The 22905-nt window shown below is 39.3% G+C and carries 22 protein-coding genes; 20 read left to right on the forward strand and 2 right to left on the reverse strand.

What is annotated here, in order from left to right; genetic code table 11:
• Nucleotides 1-14: 14 nt before the first annotated feature.
• From BLV53_RS00550 to BLV53_RS00645, 20 genes are all read left to right on the forward strand, one after another.
• Nucleotides 15-938: a chemotaxis protein gene (locus BLV53_RS00550; protein ID WP_090295622.1), complete on the forward strand. Its 924-nt coding sequence runs from the start codon at nucleotides 15-17 to the stop codon at nucleotides 936-938.
• A gap of 59 nt (nucleotides 939-997) precedes the next feature.
• Nucleotides 998-2938, forward strand: coding sequence for a hypothetical protein (locus BLV53_RS00555; protein ID WP_090295624.1), 1941 nt, complete (start codon nucleotides 998-1000; stop codon nucleotides 2936-2938).
• Nucleotides 2935-3540, forward strand: a complete 606-nt coding sequence (gene hisH, locus BLV53_RS00560) for an imidazole glycerol phosphate synthase subunit HisH (RefSeq protein ID WP_090295627.1) — start codon at nucleotides 2935-2937, stop codon at nucleotides 3538-3540. The genes BLV53_RS00555 and hisH overlap by 4 nt, the downstream gene beginning before the upstream one ends.
• 10 nt (nucleotides 3541-3550) lie before the next feature.
• Nucleotides 3551-4309, forward strand: a complete 759-nt coding sequence (gene hisF, locus BLV53_RS00565; RefSeq protein WP_090295630.1) for an imidazole glycerol phosphate synthase subunit HisF — start codon at nucleotides 3551-3553, stop codon at nucleotides 4307-4309.
• Nucleotides 4310-4570: 261 nt separating this feature from the next.
• Nucleotides 4571-5353 carry a hypothetical protein gene (locus BLV53_RS00570; protein WP_090295632.1) on the forward strand — a complete coding sequence of 261 codons (783 nt, stop codon included), beginning with the start codon at nucleotides 4571-4573 and terminating at the stop codon, nucleotides 5351-5353.
• 363 nt (nucleotides 5354-5716) lie between these two features.
• The gene (locus BLV53_RS00575) at nucleotides 5717-6433 is read left to right on the forward strand and encodes an IMP cyclohydrolase (protein ID WP_090295635.1); all 717 of its coding nucleotides are present in this window, start codon (nucleotides 5717-5719) and stop codon (nucleotides 6431-6433) included.
• Nucleotides 6434-6621: 188 nt separating this feature from the next.
• Nucleotides 6622-7800: a phosphoribosylaminoimidazolecarboxamide formyltransferase gene (locus BLV53_RS00580; protein ID WP_090295638.1), complete on the forward strand. Its 1179-nt coding sequence runs from the start codon at nucleotides 6622-6624 to the stop codon at nucleotides 7798-7800.
• A 179-nt stretch (nucleotides 7801-7979) separates the two neighbouring features.
• A complete protein-coding gene (gene rimP / locus BLV53_RS00585) occupies nucleotides 7980-8450 on the forward strand; it encodes a ribosome maturation factor RimP (protein ID WP_090295641.1) in 471 nt (156 codons plus the stop codon).
• A gap of 15 nt (nucleotides 8451-8465) precedes the next feature.
• The gene (gene nusA / locus BLV53_RS00590) at nucleotides 8466-9686 is read left to right on the forward strand and encodes a transcription termination factor NusA (protein WP_090295644.1); all 1221 of its coding nucleotides are present in this window, start codon (nucleotides 8466-8468) and stop codon (nucleotides 9684-9686) included.
• Nucleotides 9686-9955, forward strand: coding sequence for an RNase P modulator RnpM (rnpM, locus tag BLV53_RS00595; RefSeq protein WP_090295650.1), 270 nt, complete (start codon nucleotides 9686-9688; stop codon nucleotides 9953-9955). The genes nusA and rnpM overlap by 1 nt, the downstream gene beginning before the upstream one ends.
• Nucleotides 9942-10244, forward strand: coding sequence for a L7Ae/L30e/S12e/Gadd45 family ribosomal protein (locus tag BLV53_RS00600; protein ID WP_090295652.1), 303 nt, complete (start codon nucleotides 9942-9944; stop codon nucleotides 10242-10244). Before rnpM ends, BLV53_RS00600 begins: the two co-directional genes overlap by 14 nt.
• 21 nt (nucleotides 10245-10265) lie before the next feature.
• On the forward strand, nucleotides 10266-12947 hold the full coding sequence (infB, locus tag BLV53_RS00605) for a translation initiation factor IF-2 (protein ID WP_090295654.1): 2682 nt from the start codon (nucleotides 10266-10268) through the stop codon (nucleotides 12945-12947).
• Nucleotides 12947-13321: a 30S ribosome-binding factor RbfA gene (rbfA, locus tag BLV53_RS00610; protein ID WP_090295656.1), complete on the forward strand. Its 375-nt coding sequence runs from the start codon at nucleotides 12947-12949 to the stop codon at nucleotides 13319-13321. Before infB ends, rbfA begins: the two co-directional genes overlap by 1 nt.
• 76 nt (nucleotides 13322-13397) lie before the next feature.
• The gene (locus BLV53_RS00615; RefSeq protein ID WP_090295659.1) at nucleotides 13398-14372 is read left to right on the forward strand and encodes a DHH family phosphoesterase; all 975 of its coding nucleotides are present in this window, start codon (nucleotides 13398-13400) and stop codon (nucleotides 14370-14372) included.
• 4 nt (nucleotides 14373-14376) lie between these two features.
• The gene (truB, locus tag BLV53_RS00620; RefSeq protein ID WP_090295661.1) at nucleotides 14377-15282 is read left to right on the forward strand and encodes a tRNA pseudouridine(55) synthase TruB; all 906 of its coding nucleotides are present in this window, start codon (nucleotides 14377-14379) and stop codon (nucleotides 15280-15282) included.
• 2 nt (nucleotides 15283-15284) lie between these two features.
• A complete protein-coding gene (locus BLV53_RS00625; protein ID WP_090295664.1) occupies nucleotides 15285-16202 on the forward strand; it encodes a bifunctional riboflavin kinase/FAD synthetase in 918 nt (305 codons plus the stop codon).
• 153 nt (nucleotides 16203-16355) lie between these two features.
• Nucleotides 16356-17432 carry a C40 family peptidase gene (locus BLV53_RS00630; RefSeq protein WP_090295668.1) on the forward strand — a complete coding sequence of 359 codons (1077 nt, stop codon included), beginning with the start codon at nucleotides 16356-16358 and terminating at the stop codon, nucleotides 17430-17432.
• Nucleotides 17433-17560: 128 nt separating this feature from the next.
• Entirely contained in the window at nucleotides 17561-18070 is a 510-nt protein-coding gene (locus BLV53_RS00635; RefSeq protein ID WP_090295671.1) for an SEC-C metal-binding domain-containing protein, read from the forward strand.
• A 129-nt stretch (nucleotides 18071-18199) separates the two neighbouring features.
• Nucleotides 18200-19699, forward strand: a complete 1500-nt coding sequence (locus tag BLV53_RS00640) for a glycoside hydrolase family 43 protein (protein WP_090295675.1) — start codon at nucleotides 18200-18202, stop codon at nucleotides 19697-19699.
• 66 nt (nucleotides 19700-19765) lie between these two features.
• Nucleotides 19766-20491, forward strand: a complete 726-nt coding sequence (locus tag BLV53_RS00645; protein ID WP_090295678.1) for a PilZ domain-containing protein — start codon at nucleotides 19766-19768, stop codon at nucleotides 20489-20491.
• A gap of 11 nt (nucleotides 20492-20502) precedes the next feature.
• On the opposite strand, the gene aroA is transcribed toward BLV53_RS00645, so the two are convergent.
• Together aroA and BLV53_RS00655 are read right to left on the reverse strand one after the other, a co-directional pair.
• The gene (gene aroA, locus BLV53_RS00650) at nucleotides 20503-21783 is read right to left on the reverse strand and encodes a 3-phosphoshikimate 1-carboxyvinyltransferase (RefSeq protein WP_090295682.1); all 1281 of its coding nucleotides are present in this window, start codon (nucleotides 21781-21783) and stop codon (nucleotides 20503-20505) included.
• A 12-nt stretch (nucleotides 21784-21795) separates the two neighbouring features.
• A complete protein-coding gene (locus BLV53_RS00655; RefSeq protein ID WP_090295684.1) occupies nucleotides 21796-22896 on the reverse strand; it encodes a prephenate dehydrogenase in 1101 nt (366 codons plus the stop codon).
• Nucleotides 22897-22905 lie beyond the last annotated feature (9 nt).

Consider the following 22905-nt stretch of genomic DNA (forward strand, 5'->3'; position numbering starts at 1 on the left):
GAGAGGAGATTTGCATGGATACTAATATTTTATTGGAATCAGGTACTAACGAACTGGAGGTCCTTGAGTTCAAGGTAGGCAGCAATTTCTATGGAATCAATGTTGCTAAGATTAGGGAAATTTTGTTATATCAGCAGGTTACTCCATTGCCTAATGCACATCCCTGCATCGAAGGTATTTTCATGCCAAGAGATATTATGATTTCTGTTATTTCTCTTCGCAAATGTTTGAATATCACTGAAGAGCCCGCAAATGATGGACTTTTCATTATCACCAACTTTAACAGTTTAAATACGGCATTTCATGTAGATGAAGTTCTTGGAATTCATCGTGTATCATGGGAAGATATTATAAAGCCGGATGCTACTATAAGTTCAGATGAATCAGGTGTTTCAACTGGTGTTATAAAACTAGAAGATAGACTTGTAGTTATTCTTGATTTTGAGAAAATCGTTACTGACATTAATCCAGAGACTGGTCTTAAAGTATCAGAGATGGATGATTACGAGTCACATGATAGAAGCAAATCTCCTATTCTTTTATGTGAAGATTCACCACTTCTTTCAAAACTTATTGTGGAGTGCTTGAAGAAAGCTGGTTACACAAACTTAATTGTAAATATGAACGGTCAGGAGGGCTGGGACAAGCTGGTTGAACTTCTTAAGAAAGGCACAGTTCTCAACGATGTTCACCTTATCATAACAGATATTGAGATGCCTCTTATGGATGGTCACAGACTTACAAAGCTTGTTAAGGAAAATGATACTTTAAAGAATATTCCAGTTATCATTTTCTCATCCCTTATCAATGATGAGATTAGACGAAAAGGTGAAAGCTTAGGTGCAGATGCACAGCTTACAAAGCCTGAAATTGGTAAGCTTATTAATGTGGTTGATGAGCTTGTAGCGAAGTATGAGGATGCACGAAAAGGCATTTAACATTATTAAAAATTCAGGGGTATGCCTTGCATACCCCTTATTTTTAAAGGGGGATAGACATGTCTCGGTCAGAAGACTATTTGGACGGGCTTCTTAATTCTATAAATAGAGCTAAGACTGACGCTGAGTATGTGCAAGAAAATGTTGAGAGAAAACAACAGAAATTTGTAGAATCTCGAAAGGCAGTGAACCCAGACGAAGATTTTTTCGCTGCTACTGGCATTGATGTTCGGCAGACAAGACCAAAGAGCTCACATCCTTACCTCAGGAAGGTGTTTTCTGAGGAAGATTTTTTGCGCAAATTTGAAGAAGAACTTGAAAATGAAGACGATGCAGATTCATTTTTAGCAGAATTTGAGGAGGAATTAAACAAAGACGAACAACTCTTCATGGAAACAGGAAAGGCTCCAGATGATGAAGGAGTTGTAGATAAGCTTCTGAACAATATAGATAATGCAGTTGCGAATGCGACCAAACAGCTTGATGAAAATCCAGAAGTTATGGAAGCTGTAGCTAGCGATGATATAAATATGTCGGTAGAACCTGAGCCTATAGAATCCGAGCCTTCAGAACCTGAACTTATAGACTCTGATCTCATAGAAGAAATAGTTGAAGATGAACCACAGGAAGTTATGGAGTCCCCTCTTGAAAGCAGTGGAGGCATAGGGGATGAAGAATTAAAACTTCCGGATGATGATGATATTGATTTGTCTCAATTTATAGAAGAGTCTGATACAGACGAAATGCCATCAGAATCAAATGACTCACCAGATGATTTTGGGTTATCTCTCGATGACATGGCTGATATTGAAGAAGAACCTTTGGATGATTCGTTAAAGGAATTCCTTCCAGATGATATGGATGCATTAGATGCTGCAGAATTTGGGGAGGGAGAAGAGCCTGATTTATCTGGTGAAGGAGATTTAGATGTAGAAAGCATTCTAGAAGGGGATGAGGATCTTTTGGATATAAATTCTATTTTAAGTGGTGATGACGAAGGCTCATCAGGCTCTGCGGATATAGATACATCTGCAGAGGAATCTGACGATAGTTCATCGGATGACGGTGGTAAAAAAGGTAAAAAGAAAAAAGAGAAAAAAGAAAAGAAAGAAAAGAAAAAGAAGGAGAAAGGCGAAAAAAAGCCTAATCCGTTTTTACAAAAGCTTGCGTTGATTATATTTGGTGCTCCAGATGAAGACGAAATAGCTGAAATGGAGGCTGAGAAGGCAAAGAAAAATGGAACTGTGGAGATTACCTATGATGAAGATGGCAATCCAATAGTTCCAGAAGGTGGTATTCCAGAGGATCCTAAGGAAAAGAAAAAGAGGGAAAAAGCGGAAAAGAAGGCCGCAAAAGAGGCTGCGAAAAAGGAAAAAGAAGAAGCTAAAAAAGAGAAGGAAGCAGCTAAAAAAGAAAAGCCAAAGAAACCACCAAAGCCTAAAAAACCAAAGAAACAAAAAGAACCTGATAATTCTCCGAAAATTCCTCTTTCCATTATTGCTACTTTTTTGGTATTATCTATATCAATAATTGGTGTAGTAATTGTCGGAATGCAATTCACGGGCCTTAAACGACATATGTCCCAGGCTAATGATTTGTTCACCGAGGGGAATTACATTGCAGCTTATGAAAAGCTGAACGGTTTTGACTTCAGGTCAGATGAGAAAGTTGAACTGTTAAGAAATCAAGCCAGAACTCTTGCTGATTTGCAGCAATGTCAGGATGAATACGTAGCCTTTATGAATTATGATATGTACAATTATGCTCTTGATTCATTATTAAAAGGCTATGGACGTTACATGAAATACAAAGACGACGCTGTAAAATATGGTATTGAGACTGAGTATGATGCATTTGGCACCACTATCATACAGGAGCTAAATGACAGCTTTGGACTTTCAGAAGAGGAGGCCATGGCAATTTATAAGCAAAAGAACCGCCATTACTATACAATAGAACTTAGAAAGGTGCTTAGAGGCTTAGGATTACCAGACACATGATAGCGATACTTGATTACGATGCAGGAAATATTAAAAGTGTAGAAAAAGCATTCAAAATCCTTGGTAAGGAAACTGTCCTTACCAGGGATTTTAGTGTGATAGAAAAAGCCGACCACGTGGTTTTACCAGGAGTCGGCTCTTTTGCTGACGCAATGAACCATCTTAAAAAATATGAGCTGGACAAGGCGATAAAGGATTATGTACAAAGTGAAAGACCATTCCTTGGTATTTGCCTGGGACTTCAGCTTTTGTTTGAATCCAGTGAGGAATCTGTGGGCGTTGAAGGTCTGCATCTATTAGATGGTGTAGTAAAAAGAATACCAGATGCTCCTGGACTAAAGGTTCCACACATAGGCTGGAATTCTTTAGATTATCCAAATGAAGGAAAGCTATTTAAGGATATTGACGAAGGCTCTTTTGTTTATTTTGTACATTCGTATTATTTGGAGGCTGCTAATCCTTTAATAGTTAAAGCAACTACAGAATATGGATGCCACATTCATGCTTCAGTTGAAAAAGACAACATTTTTGCCTGCCAGTTTCATCCTGAAAAATCTTCAACAGTAGGCTTAAAGATACTAGAGAATTTCGCAAACATATAGGAGGCTTACCGTGCATACTAAAAGAATTATCCCATGCCTGGATGTTAAAGATGGCAGAGTAGTAAAAGGTGTAAATTTTGTTGATCTTCGTGATGCAGGTGATCCTGTAGAAATAGCGGCAGCATATGATAAAGCGGGAGCGGATGAAGTAGTATTTCTTGATATCACAGCTTCCTCAGACCATCGTAATACAGTCGTAGACATGGTTCGTCGCGTGGCGGAACAGGTATTTATTCCATTTACGGTAGGTGGTGGTATACGTACTGTAGATGATTTTAAAGCACTCCTTAGAGAGGGAGCTGATAAAATATCTGTTAACTCTGCTGCAATAGACAACCCAACTCTTATTTCAGAGGCAGCAGATAAATTTGGTTCTCAATGTGTAGTTCTTGCCATTGATGCAAAAAGGCGGCCTGATGGAGGCTTTAATATTTATAAACATGGTGGTCGTTTAGATTGTGGTATTGACGCCGTTGAATGGGCTATAAAGGGTGAGAAGCTTGGTGCAGGAGAAATCCTTCTTACATCAATGGATCAGGATGGCACCAAAGCTGGCTTTGATATAGAGCTTACAAAAGCCATTTCCTCAGCCGTAAATATTCCAGTTATCGCCTCAGGTGGAGCCGGTACAATGGAACATTTCAAAGATGCTCTCACCACAGGCGGCGCCGATGCAGCATTGGCCGCATCATTATTCCACTTCAAGGAACTGGAAATTATCGAATTAAAAAAATACTTGTCTAAAAACAACATCCCTATGAGATTATAAAAGGCTTCCCCTTGGGGGAAGAGATAATGCTTTAGCGTTATCTGCCACCCCGGCGAGGGGGAAGCTGTCAGCTTTGCTGACTGATGAGGTGTTCCTTCCGCCTTAAACCAATTAAATTCAAATTCAAAATTCATATCCAACTCTTTCCCCTTAACAATTCCATCACATTTCCATAGTACAATCATAATAAGCAAAGCTGTAACCAAAAGACAAAACTATAGAACAAGGATGTTCAGGTTTTATATCAAAGGAGTGATGTTTATGTCTTTAACTATTAATTCTTTCAACAATAACGCTATATCATCATTGTTTTCATCTAGCAATATAGGTGCCAATTCTATATTTGGCGGTCTTGAAGGCTCACTTACAAATCTTACACAAATTAAAAGTGGTAATTACGGAAAACTTGTAAAGGCCTATTATGCAAAATACGATTTTGATGGCAACCTAAAGAGTGAAAGCAAGGACGGTTCCAAAAAGCTAAAGGCCGACACATCAAAAATTAGCCAGATTCGAAATGATTCTGCAGATTTGAGTAAGGCTACAGATAAGCTCCTTGCCAGAGGTTCTAATTCTATTTGGAAGCAGGTTGAGACAAAGGGAGAGGATGGAAAGGTAACAAAGGATTACGACAAGGATGCAATATACAGCGCTATATCTAAGTTTGCTGATGCTTATAATAATTTGGTAGACAGTGGTCAAAAATCAGATTCAACGTCTGTGCTAGGCCAGGTGGCATCCATGGTATCCTTGACAGCAAAGACTTCTAGTACTTTAGCAAAAGCCGGTATCACCATAGGAAGTAATAACCATCTATCTGTGGACGAGGATTTCCTAAAAAATAAAGCCAACATGACTTACGTAAAGGACTTGTTTAGTGGGACGGGTAGCTATGCATATCAGGTAGCCACAAAATCGTCCATGGCAAATTCCTACACCAGCACTGATCTAACCCGCCTAACCGGCTCCAAAGCCTACACTAACAACGGCGCCTATAACATTACAGCTGATGATTTTCTTTCAGCTTTCAGTAAAGAAACCTAACGTAAACGTACCATGGGTGATTCCGTACGTACCCACCCGTACATAAATTATCCAACACATTATCGACTCTAAATGAGCCTGTAGTAGACAAGCATATGTGCCGCTTTGAGGTGAGTATAGCGAAAGCGATACCTCAAAGTGGTACATATGCTTGTCTGCGTAACAGGCGGACATGGTAGCGAAGCGATACCAAAATGTTGCATATTGGCTTGTTTGCGTAACAGGCGGCCTTGGAAGAGAAGCGATACCTCAAAGTGGTACATATGCTTGTCTGCGTAACAGGCAGCCTTGGAATTTTATGTAGACTTCTTCCATGTGTTCAGTTATAATTTGTAGCGGAAAATGTAACTAAAGGAGGAACCCATGGTAGTAAAATCTTTAGCAAAAGAATTATCAGCAACCACCTATCCAGGCAGAGGCATTGTCATTGGTCGTTCAGCAGACGGAACCAAGGCTGTCACTGCCTATTTTATTATGGGACGTTCTGAGAATTCTCGTAACCGCGTATTCGTAGAGGAAGGTGAAGGCATTCGTACAGAAGCTTTTGATCCATCAAAGCTTACAGATCCAAGCCTTATAATCTATGCACCAGTTCGAGTGCTCGGAAATGATACAATCGTCACAAACGGTGACCAGACAGACACCATTTATGAGTATATGCAGGCAGGAGAGTCATTTGAGCAGACACTTCGCCGTCGTGAGTTTGAGCCTGATGGCCCTAATTACACACCTCGTATTTCTGGTTTAATGCATCTTTCAGATGGACAGTTCAGTTACACAATGTCTATTCTCAAATCTAACATGGGCGACCCTGATTCATGTAATAGATACACATTTGATTATTCTAATCCTAAGGCCGGTTCAGGTCGTTTTATTCACACTTATATGGGCGATGGAAATCCACTTCCTTCTTATGAAGGCGAGCCTACTCCAATTGAAATAACAGGAAACATTGACGAATTCACAGATCTGGTTTGGTCAAACCTTGATCCAGACAACAAAGTCTCACTTTTCGTTCGTTTCATCGACATCGCTACAGGTGCAAAAGAAACTCGTATTATTAACAAAAACATACGTTAAACTTATATAATTATAATTTATAGTTAAATATTAGTTTGTTATGTCAGTGCACATCCTATAAATAGCTTGTAGCTATCAAAGCAACACATTGCTCAAGGAACCAATCTCGTGACGGAGCGATGTGTTGATTTGTTAGCGTAACAAGCGAGAGAAAGTCTTGGCACTGACAGACTAAGGAGAAGAATAAAATGAAAGAATTAGAATTAAAGTATGGTTGTAATCCAAATCAAAAGCCTTCTAGAATTTATATGGAAGAAGGCGAGCTTCCGATCGAAGTATTAAGCGGTAAGCCAGGCTACATCAATTTTTTAGATGCTTTTAACGGCTGGCAACTTGTTTCAGAATTAAAGAAGGCTACAGGCCTTGCTGCAGCTACTTCATTTAAGCATGTAAGCCCAGCAGGTGCTGCAGTTGGACTTCCTCTTTCAGACGTAGAGAGAAAGATTTATTGGTGTGATGATTTGGATATGGAATTCACTCCTCTTGCAAATGCTTACGCTAGAGCTCGTGGTGCAGACAGAATGTCTTCATTTGGCGATTTTATATCTCTTTCAGATGTGTGCGATGTAGCTACAGCAAAGCTTATCAAGCGCGAGGTTTCAGACGGTGTTATTGCACCAGGCTATGAGCCAGAAGCACTTGAGATTTTAAAGGCTAAAAAGAACGGCAACTACGCTGTGATCAAAATTGATCCTGCTTATGTTCCAAAGCAGCTTGAACGCAAGGAAGTGTTTGGTATCACTTTTGAGCAGGGTAGAAATGAACTTGTAATCAACGATGATTTCTTTGCAAATATCGTTACTGACAATAAAGAGCTTACAGAGCAGGCAAAGATTGACCTTGCTATTGCAATGATTACTCTAAAGTACACACAGTCAAATTCTGTATGCTATGTAAAGGATGGTCAGGCAATTGGTATCGGAGCAGGACAGCAGTCACGTATCCACTGTACACGTCTTGCTGGTCAGAAGGCTGATAACTGGTGGCTTCGTCAGTCTCCAAAGGTACTTGGACTTGATTTTGTAGATGGTATCAAGCGTGCTGACAGAGACAACGCAATCGACCTTTACATTGGAGAAGAGTTCGAGGATGTCATCGGTGATGATGTATGGCAGAAGACCTTCAAGACAAGACCTAGCGAGTTTACAAAGGCAGAAAAGAGAGCTTGGTTAGATAAGCTTACAGATGTATCTGTTGGTTCTGATGCATTCTTCCCATTTGGTGATAACATCGAAAGAGCACATAAGTCAGGTGTTAAGTATGTAGCTCAGCCAGGTGGTTCAGTAAGAGATGATAATGTTATCGAGACCTGTAACAAATATGGAATGGTAATGTCATTCACAGGACTTAGACTTTTCCATCACTAAAATTTTTAATCAAATTAACAACACAATTATTAAGAATTTGCCTAAAAACTTGCAATTATTTGACTTTCTGATATAATTATTTATGTTATTGAAGAGAGCGACCGAAAGAGAGAGCACTTAGCTCTCTCTTTTATTTATGTTTGCTCGTTAACGCTTACAACTGAATAAGGAGGACATTTATGTCAAAACACACCGATTACGAAAAACGTACGGAAGAATTGATTACTCCTATTCTTGATGAATTAGGCTTCGAGCTTTACGACGTGGAATACGTCAAGGAAGGAGCAGATTACTATCTGAGAGCCTATATCGACAAGGAAGGTGGAATCACAATTGATGATTGCGTTGATGTTAGCCGTCGCATGAACGAGCTACTCGATGCAGAGCCACAGATTGGTGGAGATGAAGGTTATATCTTCGAGGTTAGTTCACCAGGTCTGGGCAGAGTTTTAAAGAAGGATAAGCACTTTGAGAAGGCTATCGGCCAGGATGTAGACATCAAGACCTACAAGCCAGTCAACGGCTCAAAGGAATTTACTGGCACTCTCAAAGCTTTTGATAAAGATACACTCACCATCGAATTCGAAGATGGTACAGAAGTTTTTGCCAGAGCAGACGTTGCTCAGGTTAAATTAACAATAGATTTTTAACATTAGGAGGAAATAATGGCAGCTAATACAAATGATTTTTGGGATGCTCTTACTGACCTTGCAAAAGAGAAAAATATAAGCATGGATGTTTTGATTGAAACAATCGAAAATTCCCTTCTTATTGCATGTAAGAACAATTACGGAAAGGCTGATAATGCATCAGTTGAAATCGACAAGACTACTGGTGAGTATCATGTTTACCTTTCAAAGACTGTTGTTGATGAAGTATTTGATCCTGTTGAAGAGATTTCTGTTGCAGAAGCTCAGGATATCAGCGGAAAGCATCAGGTAGGTGATATTGTCAGAATCGAAGTTAAGTCTAAGGATTTTGGTCGTATCGCAGCTACAGCCGCTAAAAATACTATCACTCAGAAAATCCGCGAGGAAGAGCGTAAGGTTCTTTACGAGGAGTACTATGAACTTCAGCACAAGGTAGTTACTGGTGTTGTTACACGTTTCTCTGGCAACAATATCCATGTTAATCTTGGCAAGCTTGAAGGCTTCCTTTCAGAGTCTGAGCAGGTTAAGGGCGAGTACTACAAGCCACAGGATCGTATCAAGGTTTATATTGTAGAGGTTAAGACTTCTAACAAAGGACCTCGTATCGTAGTTTCACGTACACATCCAGAGCTTGTTAAAAAGCTTTTCGAGGAAGAGGTTTCTGAGGTACGTGATGGTATTGTTGAAATCAAGTCTATCTCTCGTGAGGCTGGCAGCCGTACTAAAATTGCTGTATGGTCAAACGACGAGGACGTTGATCCAGTAGGAGCTTGCGTTGGTCAAAACGGTGCCAGAGTTAACGCTATTGTTAATGAGCTTCGTGGTGAGAAAATCGATATTATCGAATGGGATGAAAACCCAGCTTACTTAATAGAAAATGCACTTTCACCAGCAAAGGTTGTAGCTGTTGCTGCAGATGCTGATGAGAAGGATGCAAAGGTAATTGTTCCTGATTACCAGCTTTCACTTGCCATTGGTAAGGAAGGTCAGAATGCACGTCTTGCAGCTCGTCTTACAGGCTACAAAATCGACATCAAGAGTGAGTCTCAGGCTAGAGAAGATGAGGACTTCAGTGATTTCTTCGAAAGCTATGATGAAGATGCAGACGATGATGACAGCTACTATGATGAAGATGGCAACTACATCGGTGATGACTATGAGGAGTCTGAGGAATATGATGATGCAGAGTCAGATGATGTAGAAGCAGAAGTAGAAGAGTCTGCAGAGGAAGAGTAATGGAAATCAAAGAATTACCTCTTAGAAAATGCGTTGGCTGTAATAAAATGTTTCCTAAAAATCAGCTTTTTAGGGTTGTGAGGCTAGATGGTGATGTTCGAGTAGATTTAAGCTATAAGGCTCAAGGCCGAGGAGCTTATGTATGTCGAAATGAGGCATGCCTTGCACTTGCAGAAAAGAAAAAAGGTTTTAACAGAGCATTAAAGACAGCAGTATCACCTGAGGTAATCAGCAATTTATATATGGAGTTGGAAAATGGCAGTAGATAAAGCGCTTAATATGATTAGCATGTCTATGAAAGCAGGAGCCCTTGTAAGTGGCGAATTCGCTTGCGAGCAGGCCATCAAGGATGGCAGCGGTTTTCTTTGCATAGTTGCAACAGATGCTTCCGCAAACACAAAGAAATCATTTTCAAATTCCTGTGAATTCTACGGAGTTAAATACGTGGAATATGGAACAAAAGAATCTTTAGGTCATGCAATTGGTAAAGAATATCGGGCATCAATCGTAGTGTGCGATGAAAATTTATCCTTAAGCATTCAAGATAAGATACAGTAGTTGTAATGAGGAGGATATTAGATGGCAAAAATTAAAGTACATGAATTAGCCAAAGAGCTTGGTAGGGAAAGCAAGGATGTAATTGCTTTTCTTGAAGCTAATGGTATAGAAGCTAAGGCAACGAGTGGCATCGAAGAAGATGTTGAAGCAAAAGTTAGAGCAAACTTCGGTGGCGCAAAGTCTGATAAAAAAGCAGAGTCAAATAAGGCTCATGCTACAGATAAAAAAGCTGGTGCTGTTGATAAGGATGGCAATCCAGTAAAGAAAAAGAAAAATGTTTTCGTAGTTACTCGTGATCGCGATGATAATAGAAGAAGACGTGGCTCTGATTCATCTAGAAAAGATAACAGAGAAAATAATAACAACAATAATAACAATAACGGACAGAAAAAGGCAGCACCTGCAAAGCCAGAAGCACCAAGAGGACCAATCAGACCTCGTAGCTTTGCTGATGGTGTTCGTCCATCTCAGAGAGCTTCTGTTCAGTCTACTGATACAGAGTTCGTTTCAAAGAAAGCACAGACAGAGGAAGCTTCAGAGCGTCCAAGTAAACGTCAGGAACGTCCTGAGCGCAATGATAACAGGAATGAAAAGCGCGAGGGCAGACCAGAACGTCAGGAGCGTCAGGAACGTTCAGATAGACCGGCAAGAGGTGACAGACCAGCTGGCAATGGAAAGCGTCCTGAAAAGCGTGATGACAGAAACGGTAACAGAAATGATAGTAGAAACGAAGGCAGACCTTCACGTCCATCACAGCAGGCAACAGCTCCAGAGGTTGCTCCTTCATCAAATGCTAAGGGCGGCCGTCGTGACGACAAGAAAAAGAAGAACAACAAAGACAATAACAATTTAGGTGGCAAGAAGCAGGAGAATTTCATCAATCTTGAAAAGAATGGTGGAAAGAAGAAAAAGAACAATGCTCCTAAGGCTCCAGAACGTAATATGGATGAAGTTCTTACAATCACAATACCAGAGAGAATCACAATCAAAGATCTTGCAGACAAAATGAAAGTTCAGTCATCTGCTGTAATCAAGACTCTCTTCATGAAGGGCAAAATGGTTACTGTAAACCAGGAAGTTGATTTTGAAGAGGCTTCTGATATTGCTCTTGAGTTCAACTGCATCTGTGAGGAAGAGGAAAAGGTTGATGTTATCGCAGAGCTTCTTAAGGAAGAGGAAGAGGATACATCAAGCTATCCATCACGTCCACCTGTTGTCTGCGTAATGGGTCACGTTGACCACGGTAAAACATCACTTCTTGATGCAATCCGTGACACTAAGGTTACAGACCGTGAGGCTGGTGGTATCACACAGCACATCGGTGCTTACACAGTTTCAATCAACGGAGAGGATATCACATTCCTTGATACACCAGGTCATGAGGCATTTACAGCAATGCGTATGCGTGGTGCAAACTCAACAGATATCGCTATCCTTGTAGTAGCTGCTGATGATGGAGTAATGCCTCAGACAGTAGAAGCTATCAACCACGCAAAGGCTGCTGGCATTGAAATTATCGTAGCTATCAACAAAATTGATAAGCCAAACGCTAACATCGACAGAGTTAAGCAGGAGCTTTCAGAATATCAGCTTATTCCTGAGGATTGGGGCGGTAGCACAATCTTTGTTCCAGTTTCAGCTCACACAAAGGAAGGTATTGATACACTCCTTGAGATGATTCTTCTTACAGCTGAGGTTCTTGAGCTTAGGGCTAATCCAAAGCGTAAGGCTCGTGGGCTTGTTATCGAAGCACAGCTTGATAAGGGACGTGGTGCTGTTGCTACAGTTCTTGTACAAAAAGGTACACTTCACGTTGGTGATCCTGTTGCCTGCGGAAGCTGTCATGGTAAGGTTCGTGCTATGATTGACGATACTGGCGCACGTGTGAAGACAGCTGGTCCTTCAGTTCCAGTTGAGATTCTTGGTCTTTCAGAGGTTCCAAACGCTGGTGAAGTATTCATGGCATTTGATTCTGAAAAGGAAGCACATGCATTTGCTGATACATTCGTTGCAGAGCACAAGAATCGCCTTGTTGAGCAGACTAAGTCTAAGATGTCTCTTGATGCACTCTTTAGCGAGATTGAGTCAGGAAATCTTAAGGAACTTGATATTATTGTTAAGGCTGACGTTCAGGGTTCTGTAGAAGCTGTTAAGCAGTCACTTGAAAAGCTTTCAAACGAAGAAGTTGTTGTTAAGACTATCCACGGTGGTGTAGGTACAATCAATGAATCAGACGTTGTTCTTGCATCTGCTTCAAATGCAATCATCATTGGATTTAACGTACGTATTGACCCACAGGCTAAGGCTACAGCTGATAGAGAAGGCGTAGATCTTCGTCTCTACAAGGTTATCTACGATGCAATCAACGACGTAGAATCAGCTATGAAGGGTATGCTTGATCCAATCTTCGAGGAAAAGGTTATCGGCCACGCAGAGGTTCGTCAGATTTTCAAGGCTTCAGGTGTTGGAAACATCGCAGGTTCTTACGTTACAGATGGTTACTTCCAGAGAGATTGTATGGTTCGTGTTACCCGCGAGGGCAACCTTATCCATGAAGGAAAGCTTGGTTCTCTTAAGAGATTCAAGGACGATGTTAAGGAAGTTAAGTCTAACTTTGAGTGTGGTCTTGTTATTGAAGACTTTAATGATGTTCAGGAAATGGATATTATTGAGGCCTACATTATGGTTGAGGTACCTAGATAATGAGAAAGAATTCAGTAAAAAATACACGTATTAACGAGGAAGTTATGCGTGAGCTTTCAAACATTATTCGTCTTGAGGTTAAGGATCCTCGCATCTCTCCAGTCACATCTGTTGTGTCTGTAGAGGTTGCGCCAGACCTTAAGACAGCAAAAGCATATATTTCAGTTCTCGGCGACGATGAGGCTGTAGCAAAGACCATCGAAGGTCTTAAAAGCTCACAGGGCTTCATTCGCCGTGAGCTTGCTCACAGAATCAATCTCAGAAATACACCTGAGATTACATTCGTAAGTGACCAATCTATCGCTTACGCCGCAAAAATGAGCAAACTTATCGATGAGGTTAACGCACCTCTTCATGCTAAAGAGGAAGAGTAGTTTAGATAGGCATCCTTCTGAATGCAGGTCTCTTTAGCTGATATATAAAGAGTTACTAAAGTAGGAGAAATACTATATGATAGACAATTTCAATGAACTAATACAAAACTCTAAAACTATAGCCATCAGTGGACACATTCGCCCAGACGGTGATTGTGTGGGTTCATGCATGGCTATGTACAATTACATAGTTACTTATTATCCGCAGGTAGAAGTTCATGTCTATCTAGATCCTATTCCTAATATTTTTAAATTCTTTAAGAATGCGGACAAGATTGAGGACATTCACACTGTAGCTGAGGATACTGTATTTGATTTATACATCGCCTTAGACTGCAGTGAGGGTGGACGTCTTGGTGATGCAAATTCATTTTTTGAAAAGGCAAAGCACACTATTTGTATTGATCATCATCTTACAAATGGAGGTTTTGCAGAATATAGCTACATCATTCCAGATGATAGTTCTACCTGTGAGCTTGTTTACAACCAGATTGGTAAAGATAAGATCACAAAAGATATTGCCGAATGCCTATATACAGGTATCATTCACGACACGGGTGTTTTTCAGTATTCCTGCACCACAGAGTCTACAATGGATGCGGCAGGTTTCTTAATGACAAAGGGAATCGATTATTCAAAAATCTGTACTGACACTTACTATGCCAAGACCATGGTTCAAAATCGTATGCTTGGCAAAGCTCTTTTAAATTGTAAGACCTTTGAGGATGGCAAAATAATTGCTGCAGTTATAACAGCAGAGGATATGGCCGAATATGGGGCTCAGAGCAAGCACTTAGAAGGAATTGTTCAGCAGCTTCGAGATACAACAGGTGTAGAGGTTGCAGTTTTTCTTTATGAGCTTGAGGATGGCGATTTCAAGGGCAGCACCAGAGCAACCGGTGATGTAGATTTAACAGTTATTACTGGCAAATTTGGTGGTGGTGGTCACAAAAAGGCTGCTGGTTTTTCAGTAGAGACTAAAGACCCTTGGGGTGTTATTGCTCAGATTGTTGAAATGATTAAAGTACAATTTTCAGAGTTAGGAATATAATTTATTGAAAAGTGGAATTATTAATGTCTACAAAGAAGCAGGGTTCACATCCTTTGATGTTGTGGCCAAGATTCGAGGCATATTGAAAATAAAGAAAATAGGACATACAGGTACGCTTGATCCAGATGCGACAGGCGTACTTCCTGTATGTATAGGAAAAGCTACAAAGCTTTGTGATATGCTCACAGACAAGGACAAGGTCTATGAGTGTACTTTTATTTTAGGTGTTGAAACAGACACCTATGATATGAGTGGAAGAATATTATTCCGTAAATCAATCACATCAACAGAGGATGAGGTGAAAGCTGCCATTAATTCCTTTGTAGGTGATATTATGCAGGTTCCACCCATGTATTCAGCATTAAAGGTCAATGGCAAAAAACTATATGAGCTTGCCCGAGAAGGTAAAGAGGTAGAACGAAAGGCCAGACCGATTACTATATTTAGCATAGATATTTTAGATGTAAAACTTCCAGAAGTATCTATTCGAATTCATTGCAGTAAGGGCACATATATTCGTTCTTTATGCCATGATATCGGAGAAAAACTTGGTTGCGGCTGTGCTATGAAAACACTTATACGTACCAGAGTCAGCCAATTTGATATTTCGGATGCTAAAACTCTTGATGAGATAGAACGAATAGCAAAAAATGGCAATATTGACGGAATTATGATAGGTATTTCAGATGTTTTTGACAATCTTGGTACGGTTTTCGTAATTCCTACGGAAGAAGCTTTAAAAATCGCTATAAATGGTGGTAAAATCCCAAGAGAGATGGTTTTTGCAGAGGCCATCAGCAGTTTTGAGGAAGATAGTCGTTACAGAGTATTTCTTCCTGACAATAGATTCCTTGGAATTTATAATTATGTGGATTCAAAATTTGTATTGGAAAAAATGTTTTTGGAATAATTATGGAGTATTTACATTCTTTATTTGACACTAAAATTTCAGAACCTACTGCTGTGACTGTTGGCAAATTTGACGGCATTCACAGAGGTCATACCTGCCTTACAAAGGATATTATTTCAAAAAAGCAGCAGGGTCTTAAATCATGTCTTGTTACTTTCACAAATTCACCAAGAATTGCACTTGAAATAGATGATTCTCCAGCCCTTATCACAAATAAGGAGAGAATGTTTATGCTTGATGATGATGGGCTTGATTATCTTATTGAATGTCCATTTGATGAGAGATTAATGCAGACAGATCCTGAAAGCTTTATTAAGGTTTTAGTTGAAAATCTTAATATGAAATATATGATTTCAGGTTCAGATTTCACCTTTGGCTACAAAGGTGCGGGTAATACTGACATGCTGACAGATTTATCAAAAGAGCTTGGATTTGAATACAAGGTTATTGAAAAAATCAAGCAGAATAATCGTGATATCAGTAGCACATACATTAGAGAAGAATTGAAGGAAGGCCACATAGACATTGTAAATGATATGCTAGGCTATGAATATTTCGTATGGGGCGAGGTAGTTCATGGCGCTCATTTAGGACACACTATAGGTATTCCTACTATCAATATCATGCCTGAAAAGATAAAGCTTGTTCCAAAATTTGGAGTATATGTTACCACTATTGATTTCGATGGCCGTATATATCATGGTGTCACAAATGTAGGCACAAAGCCTTCAGTTTCAAATGAAAATATAGTAGGTATTGAAACACATATTCTTGATTACAATGGTGATTTATATGGTCGCTTTGTAAAAGTAACTTTCAAAAGCTTCTTGCGACCAGAGATGAAGTTCGATTCTATAGAAGAGCTTACATCTCAAATGAACAAAGATAAGATTGTGGCAAAAGAATTCTTTAATAAATAAAGTCTCTCTGATTCTCAATATATTACAAGAATATTACATTTTATTGACATCAATTAAAATAATTGCTATACTATAGCAAGTTTCGGTAAAGAAGACTTTAAATGCAGCTTTCCGTAGCTGCATTTTATTATGTATTTTTTTCGTGGAGGTTTTATGAAGAAACGAGTAGTTTCAGCGTTTTCGTTGGCATGCGCTATGGCGCTTTTACTTGATTATACAGCTAGTTCATCAACTGGTTTAAATAATACAGATTCAGATGCAAAATCAACTGCTAGCCTTACAGCAGGTGCTGTTTCAGTAGCTTCAGTAGATTTGTCATCACTTGAAGAAATATCTGTTACAGATTCTGAGGCTATTGCTACAGCAAAGTCTCTTGGCGATATTTATGGCTACAAAAATCTTGGTATCTGTAATGTTTCAAGCGGTAATCTCAACATTCGTGAGAGTGCAGCTTCAGATGCAAAATTAGTAGGTAAGCTTCCAGCTGGTGCTGGAGCTGAAATACTTGGCACTGAAGGTGAGTGGAGCTACATTCAGTCTGGTGAAGTTACAGGTTATGTTCTCACTGAGTATCTTCTTACAGGAGAGGATGCCTGGAACAAGGCTGCTGAGTTAGCTCAATATGTTGCAACCTCTAAAACAGGTGGTTTAAGAATACGTTCAGAAGCAAGCACAGACTGTGAAATCATAGATACACTTGGCGAAGGTGAAGAAGTAGCTGTACTTGACTACACTGAGGGCGCTGATTGGATTAAAGTAGACTTTGAAGGTGAAGACGGATATGTTTCAGCAGAGTATGTAGATATAGATTTATCACTTAAGACTGCAATGACTCTTACTGAGGCACGCTATGGTGTTGGTGTTTCAGATGTTCGTATGGCAGTAGCAGATTTTGCCCTTCAATATGTTGGTAATCGCTATGTTTGGGGGGGTACATCCCTTACAAACGGTGTTGATTGTTCAGGCTTTACCATGCAGGTTATGAAACAGTTTGGCATATCTCTTAGCCATTCTTCAAGAGCTCAGGTAAATGAAGGAACTAGAATTACAGCATCAGAGCTTAAGCCAGGTGATTTGATTTTCTACGGTAAAGGAAAGACTATCAACCATGTTGCTATCTATATCGGAGGAGGCCAGATAGTTCACGCCTCTAATAAACGTGATGGTATCAAGATTTCAAACTATACTTACCGTACCCCTCTTGCTTTCACAAGAGTGATATATGATTAGCAGATAGTGGGGACCCTTTGGGGAGAACCTGTCTGAAAAAATAACTACCTTCCGGTAGGCATTTATGATAAGATAAATACAGTGGTTTTCCACTAAAATCGATATTTTGTTGGAGAGGAATTTATAAAATGACTTTATTAGAACAGTGGCAAAAAATTGCCTACAATCAGAATCAATCTCAGGCTGATTTACAGAGATTCTGGCAGAATTATTTCCTTTTAGAGAAGGGTATTTACGAGCAGCTTCTTGATGATCCAGATACAGAAGTTAAGGGTACAGTAAAGGAACTTGCTGAGAAATATAAGATCGAGGTTATGCCAATGGTTGGTTTTCTTGATGGAATCAACGATTCACTTGTTGAAGCAAACCCAATCGACACAATGGAAGAGGATACAGTAGTATCTCTTAAATTCGACAAGGAAAAGCTTTACAAGAACATGATTGATGCCAAGGCAGATTGGCTCTATGGTCTTCCACAGTGGGAGAAAATCTTTGATGCTGACAAGCTCAAGGCTCTTACAAAGGAAGCAAAGAACATGCATACTATAGTTCGTTCTGAAAAGAAGGTTGGACGTAATGATCCATGTCCATGTGGTAGCGGTAAGAAGTACAAGCACTGCTGCATGAATAAGAAATAAATGTATCTTGAAAATGTAAAAAATCGCACCTCAAATGGGGTGTGATTTTTTTATACTTAAATTAATAAAAAATTACCCAGGGGGAACGGAAGGTGATAGTCAACCGTTAGGGAAAAGGAGAAGAATAGCATGAAAATTTGTAATCCACTTATTAAATCAGATCTTCCAGATATCGATATTATAAGGGAAGGGGAGTTTTACTATCTTGTTACTACAACCATGTTTTTTACACCTGGAGCACCAATACTTAGGTCAAAGGATTTAAAGAATTGGGAGATAGTGGCATATATTTTCGATAAGATTGCAGATAACGATATATATGAACTAAAAAATGGAAAAAATGCATATGGTGCAGGCCAATGGGCCACATCTCTATGTAAGCATAACGGTATGTTTTATGCATGCTTTGTATGCAATGATATGAAAAAGACTTATATTTACTATTCTGATGATATAGAAAAATCATATTGGAATAGATATGAAATTCCTGGCATTTTTCATGACATGAGTTTCTTATTCTGGCAGGATAAGTCATATCTTGTATATGGAAATGGTGACATTAAAATCGTTCAGCTTACAGAGGATTTAAGCGCTATTGAAGAAGGCACAAATCGCACTTTATTTTCTACTGATAAGGATGGAATCATGCTTCGCTGTGAAGGTTGTAGAGCATATGTGAAGGATGGATTTATTTACCTATGCTTTATAGAGTGGCCTGAGGCAAATGTAGGAAATGGCAGAAGGCGAGAAATCTGTTATAGAAGCAGTAGTTTAGAAGGTCCATTTGAAAGACAAATAATCTTTGATGATGATATGGGATATAACAATTGTGGAATTGCTCAGGGTGTCCTTATCGAAAATTTTGATGGCAATTGGTACAGTATGTTATTTCAGGATCATGGTGCAGTTGGCCGCATTCCATATTTATTGCCTGTCACATGGAAAGATAACTGGCCAGTAATCGGAATCGATGGAAACGCACCTGTTGATTTTGAAATAGATGGAACTGAAAATCCTACAGCAGATATAGCCATCAGTGATTCGCTTAATCATGATGATAATATTCTTCCGCTACAGTTTCAGTGGAACCATAATCCTATAAATGAAGCATGGTCATTTACTGACAGACCAGGATATCTTAGATTAAGAAACGCTCAGCTTTCTGATAATCTGTTGACTGCTAGAAATACACTTACAGAAAGAACTATATCTCCTAAATCCGTATTTACGATAGAAGGAGATTTTTCAGGAATGAAGGGTGGCGATTATGCAGGTCTTGCCGCTTTCATGGGAATATATGGCACTATAGGGCTCAAAAAATCTAATTCTGAATACTATATTGTATCTACAAGAAAAGATGAGGATGAAATAAAACTAAATGTTTCTGACGTACCAGGATTTAAATGTAGTCATTTCTGGATGAAAATAGAGTTCGATTTTGAAAATGATGACACGGCTTATTTTTATTATTCAGTTGATGGAAATGAATATCATATGTTTGGTGAACCTCTTAAAATGATATATACTCTTGATGTATTTGTAGGATATCGAATAGGTATTTTTTCTTATGGAACAAAGAACCTAGGTGGTGTTGTAGACTTTAGAAATCTTACATTATTTACTAAATAACCCTGGTAAAGTATAATGTAGTTAGTAGTAAGTACTTATATAACTTATAAAAAGTTGGGGAGTTATATGAGAATATCCGAGATAACATCTGAAAACAAACCATATATAAAGATTTCCAAAGGTAATAAAAAGGTCGAGGTGCCTATTATACCAAAGCCTGTAGTTATTCCTGCCGGTAGACTGAACATGAAAAAATATTCATACGTCGGCTGTGAAAGTATTCGTGTCAGGTTTAAAGGCAAAATCGTAAGGCTTAATTGGGCATTCAATCATAATAGAATTACCTTACTTTGTTCTGCTGATCGTAAGGCGTATTGTTGGAAGAATATCAAAGTTGTTACCTTCAATGCGCCAAACGGGACCAAGGAACAGATGGTTGTCTGTAAGCGTGATTATGGTGATGAAACAGAGCGTAGGAGATTTAAAAGATATTCTGTGAATAAGCCTGTTACAATCAGACAGGGGGCCAATAGCTACAGGGCTCAGACAGCAGATGTTTCAATTGCTGGAATTGGAATTATAGTTGATAAAAATGTAACAATAATTCCTAAGCTTCCTATCGAAGTGGTTTTCTCAGATGAAAGCAAGATTAAAGCCAGACTGGTACGTACAGTGTATAGAGGTGATGGCAGCGAACTTTTAGGCTGTCATGTTTCTAAATCGTTTAGGTATCAGATGACCAGGCTGGTGCGAATAGAAGAGGATTACATCGAACGTCAGAAGCATGCCGATGATGATGAATTGGATACTGATGATGGTTGGCTTGAAGGATCAATAGAGAGATGGCACTAGGCCATCTCTTTTTATTTGTTAATTATTTGATTCAAGGTTTCAAAGAATGTAGGGTAAGAAATAGAGCAACAAGCTTCATTGTCAAAGGTCGTTTCTCCATCGGCTACAAGTCCTGCTATTGCAAATGACATGGCAATACGGTGGTCTAAATACGTATTTACGATATTTCCATTTAAAGGATTTCCACCATTAATAATCATTCCATCATCAGTAGCTTCTATGTCACAGCCCATATTCTTAAGATTTTCTGTAACTGTAGCAATTCTATCGCTTTCTTTTACCTTAAGTTCAGCAGCGTCTTTGATAACAGTCTGACCCTTGGCACAAGCTGCCATTACAGCTATTACAGGAATTTCATCGATCAATGTAGGAATGATATCACCAGAGACGGTACAACCGTGAAGCTCACTTGTAGTAATATGGATGTCAGCAACAGGTTCTCCGCTTACAATTCTTTCATTTAAAAGCTCGATATTGCCGCCCATATCCTGAGCAATCTTGATGATGCCTGCTCTGGTAGGATTCGTATTTACGTTTTTAATCAGAATATCTGCATTAGGACAGATAAGACCCGCTGCTATAAAATATGCCGCAGATGAAATGTCACCAGGCACTTCAATTTTTTGTCCTACCAATTTTGGACCACCCACAATGGAAGCGGTAAGACCCTCTGATTTAATGTCTGCGCCAAAGCCGGAAAGCATAAGCTCTGTATGATTTCTTGAAACAACAGGTTCACTGACTGAAGTGATCCCATCTGCATATAATCCAGCTAAAAGTATGCAGGATTTTACCTGAGCTGAGGCAACAGGAGAATCATAATGAATCGGTTTTAATGGTGCACCTCCTATCTCAAGTGGAGCACAGCCGTTATCTCGTATTGAGCGAATATTTGCACTCATCATGGTTAGAGGGGTAATTATTCTTTTCATAGGGCGTTTTTGTATAGAATCATCTCCATTTAAGGAGCTTATGAAGCTTTGTCCTGCTAAAATTCCGCTGATGAGTCTTGTTGTTGTTCCACTGTTTCCTACATCAAGCATCTGAGTTGGAGCAGTAAGTCCATGTAGTCCCTTTCCATGTATTATGACATGATCATTTTTCTGTGAAATATCGATCCCCATTGCCCTGAAACAGCCAATAGTGGAGCGACAGTCTGCACCATCTAAAAATCCTGTTAATTCTGTAATTCCATCTGAAATAGAACCAAACATTACACCACGGTGACTGATTGATTTATCACCTGGAATATTTATTTCACCCTTTAAGCTTTTTACCTTTGTAATTGCCATATGTATTTCCTTTTAATTTGTTCTTTGTCTTACGTAGTAGTTGTTGTGTGTTAGGATTGTCTGAGCCTTTTGCATAGAATCCTCTGAGTAGAATTCTATTCTAAGAACACCTGGCTCAAATTCTCTGTTATGAATAATGTCGATATTTTTTACACTGAGTTCAGCATTTGCTAAAAGCTGTAATACACCAACCAATGTACCTGGCTTATCATCAATATCACAATATAATTCGAAAAAGCGAAGTAGAGCATTTCCAGGAATAGTAAGAGAATCCCTATAATCCTTTGCTTTTGCCCAAAGCTTTATTATTTCTTCACCATCTGCTGCTGCAATTGAATCCCTGAATTTAGTAAGTTCATCCATATAACTGTCTATGAGCTTTAACACTGCATCCTTATTGCTCAAAAAAATGTGTTGCCACATGGTTGGTGAGCCAGATGCAATACGTGTGATGTCTTTAAAACCGCCTGCTGCAATTGTTTTTCTGGTAGCACGTTCATCATCAGTGTCCTGAACCAAATTTACAAGGGCGGCAGCAACAACATGAGGAAGATGGGATACAGCAGCGGTAGCTTCATCATGTTCTTCAGGTGTGAGCTTGATTGGGATAGCTCCAAGGCTTCCAATGTATGAAGCAAATTCATCGAAAGTTTTCTCATTTACAGTTGAATCAGCTGTGAGAATATAGTAAGCATTTTCTAATAGTGATGCAGAAGAGTGCTCTAATCCTGTAAGCTCAGATCCTGTCATTGGATGTCCGCCAATAAATTGATTAGAAAGTCCAAGATCTCTTGCCACTGCTGTAATGTCACCTTTAACAGAGCCTACATCAGTAATGATACAATCAGGCTTCACCACATCCTTCAGTTTTCTCAAATACTCGCAATTAACGCCAACAGGACTACATAAAAATATAATGTCACATTGGCCGAATTGATGAATCTTAAGCAGGCCGTTATTGTCTATAAGTCGTTCTTCAAAAGCTGTCTCAATAGTAGATTCTCTTGATGCGGTAGCCAAGATTCTTGTGTTAGGATATATCTTTAATATCGCCTTTGCGATACTTCCCCCGATAAGTCCAAGTCCTACAAATCCGATAGTTTTAGTCTTCATACAATAGTC

The sequence above is a fragment of the Pseudobutyrivibrio sp. ACV-2 genome (genome assembly GCF_900107545.1).
Taxonomy (GTDB): Bacteria; Bacillota; Clostridia; order Lachnospirales; family Lachnospiraceae; genus Pseudobutyrivibrio.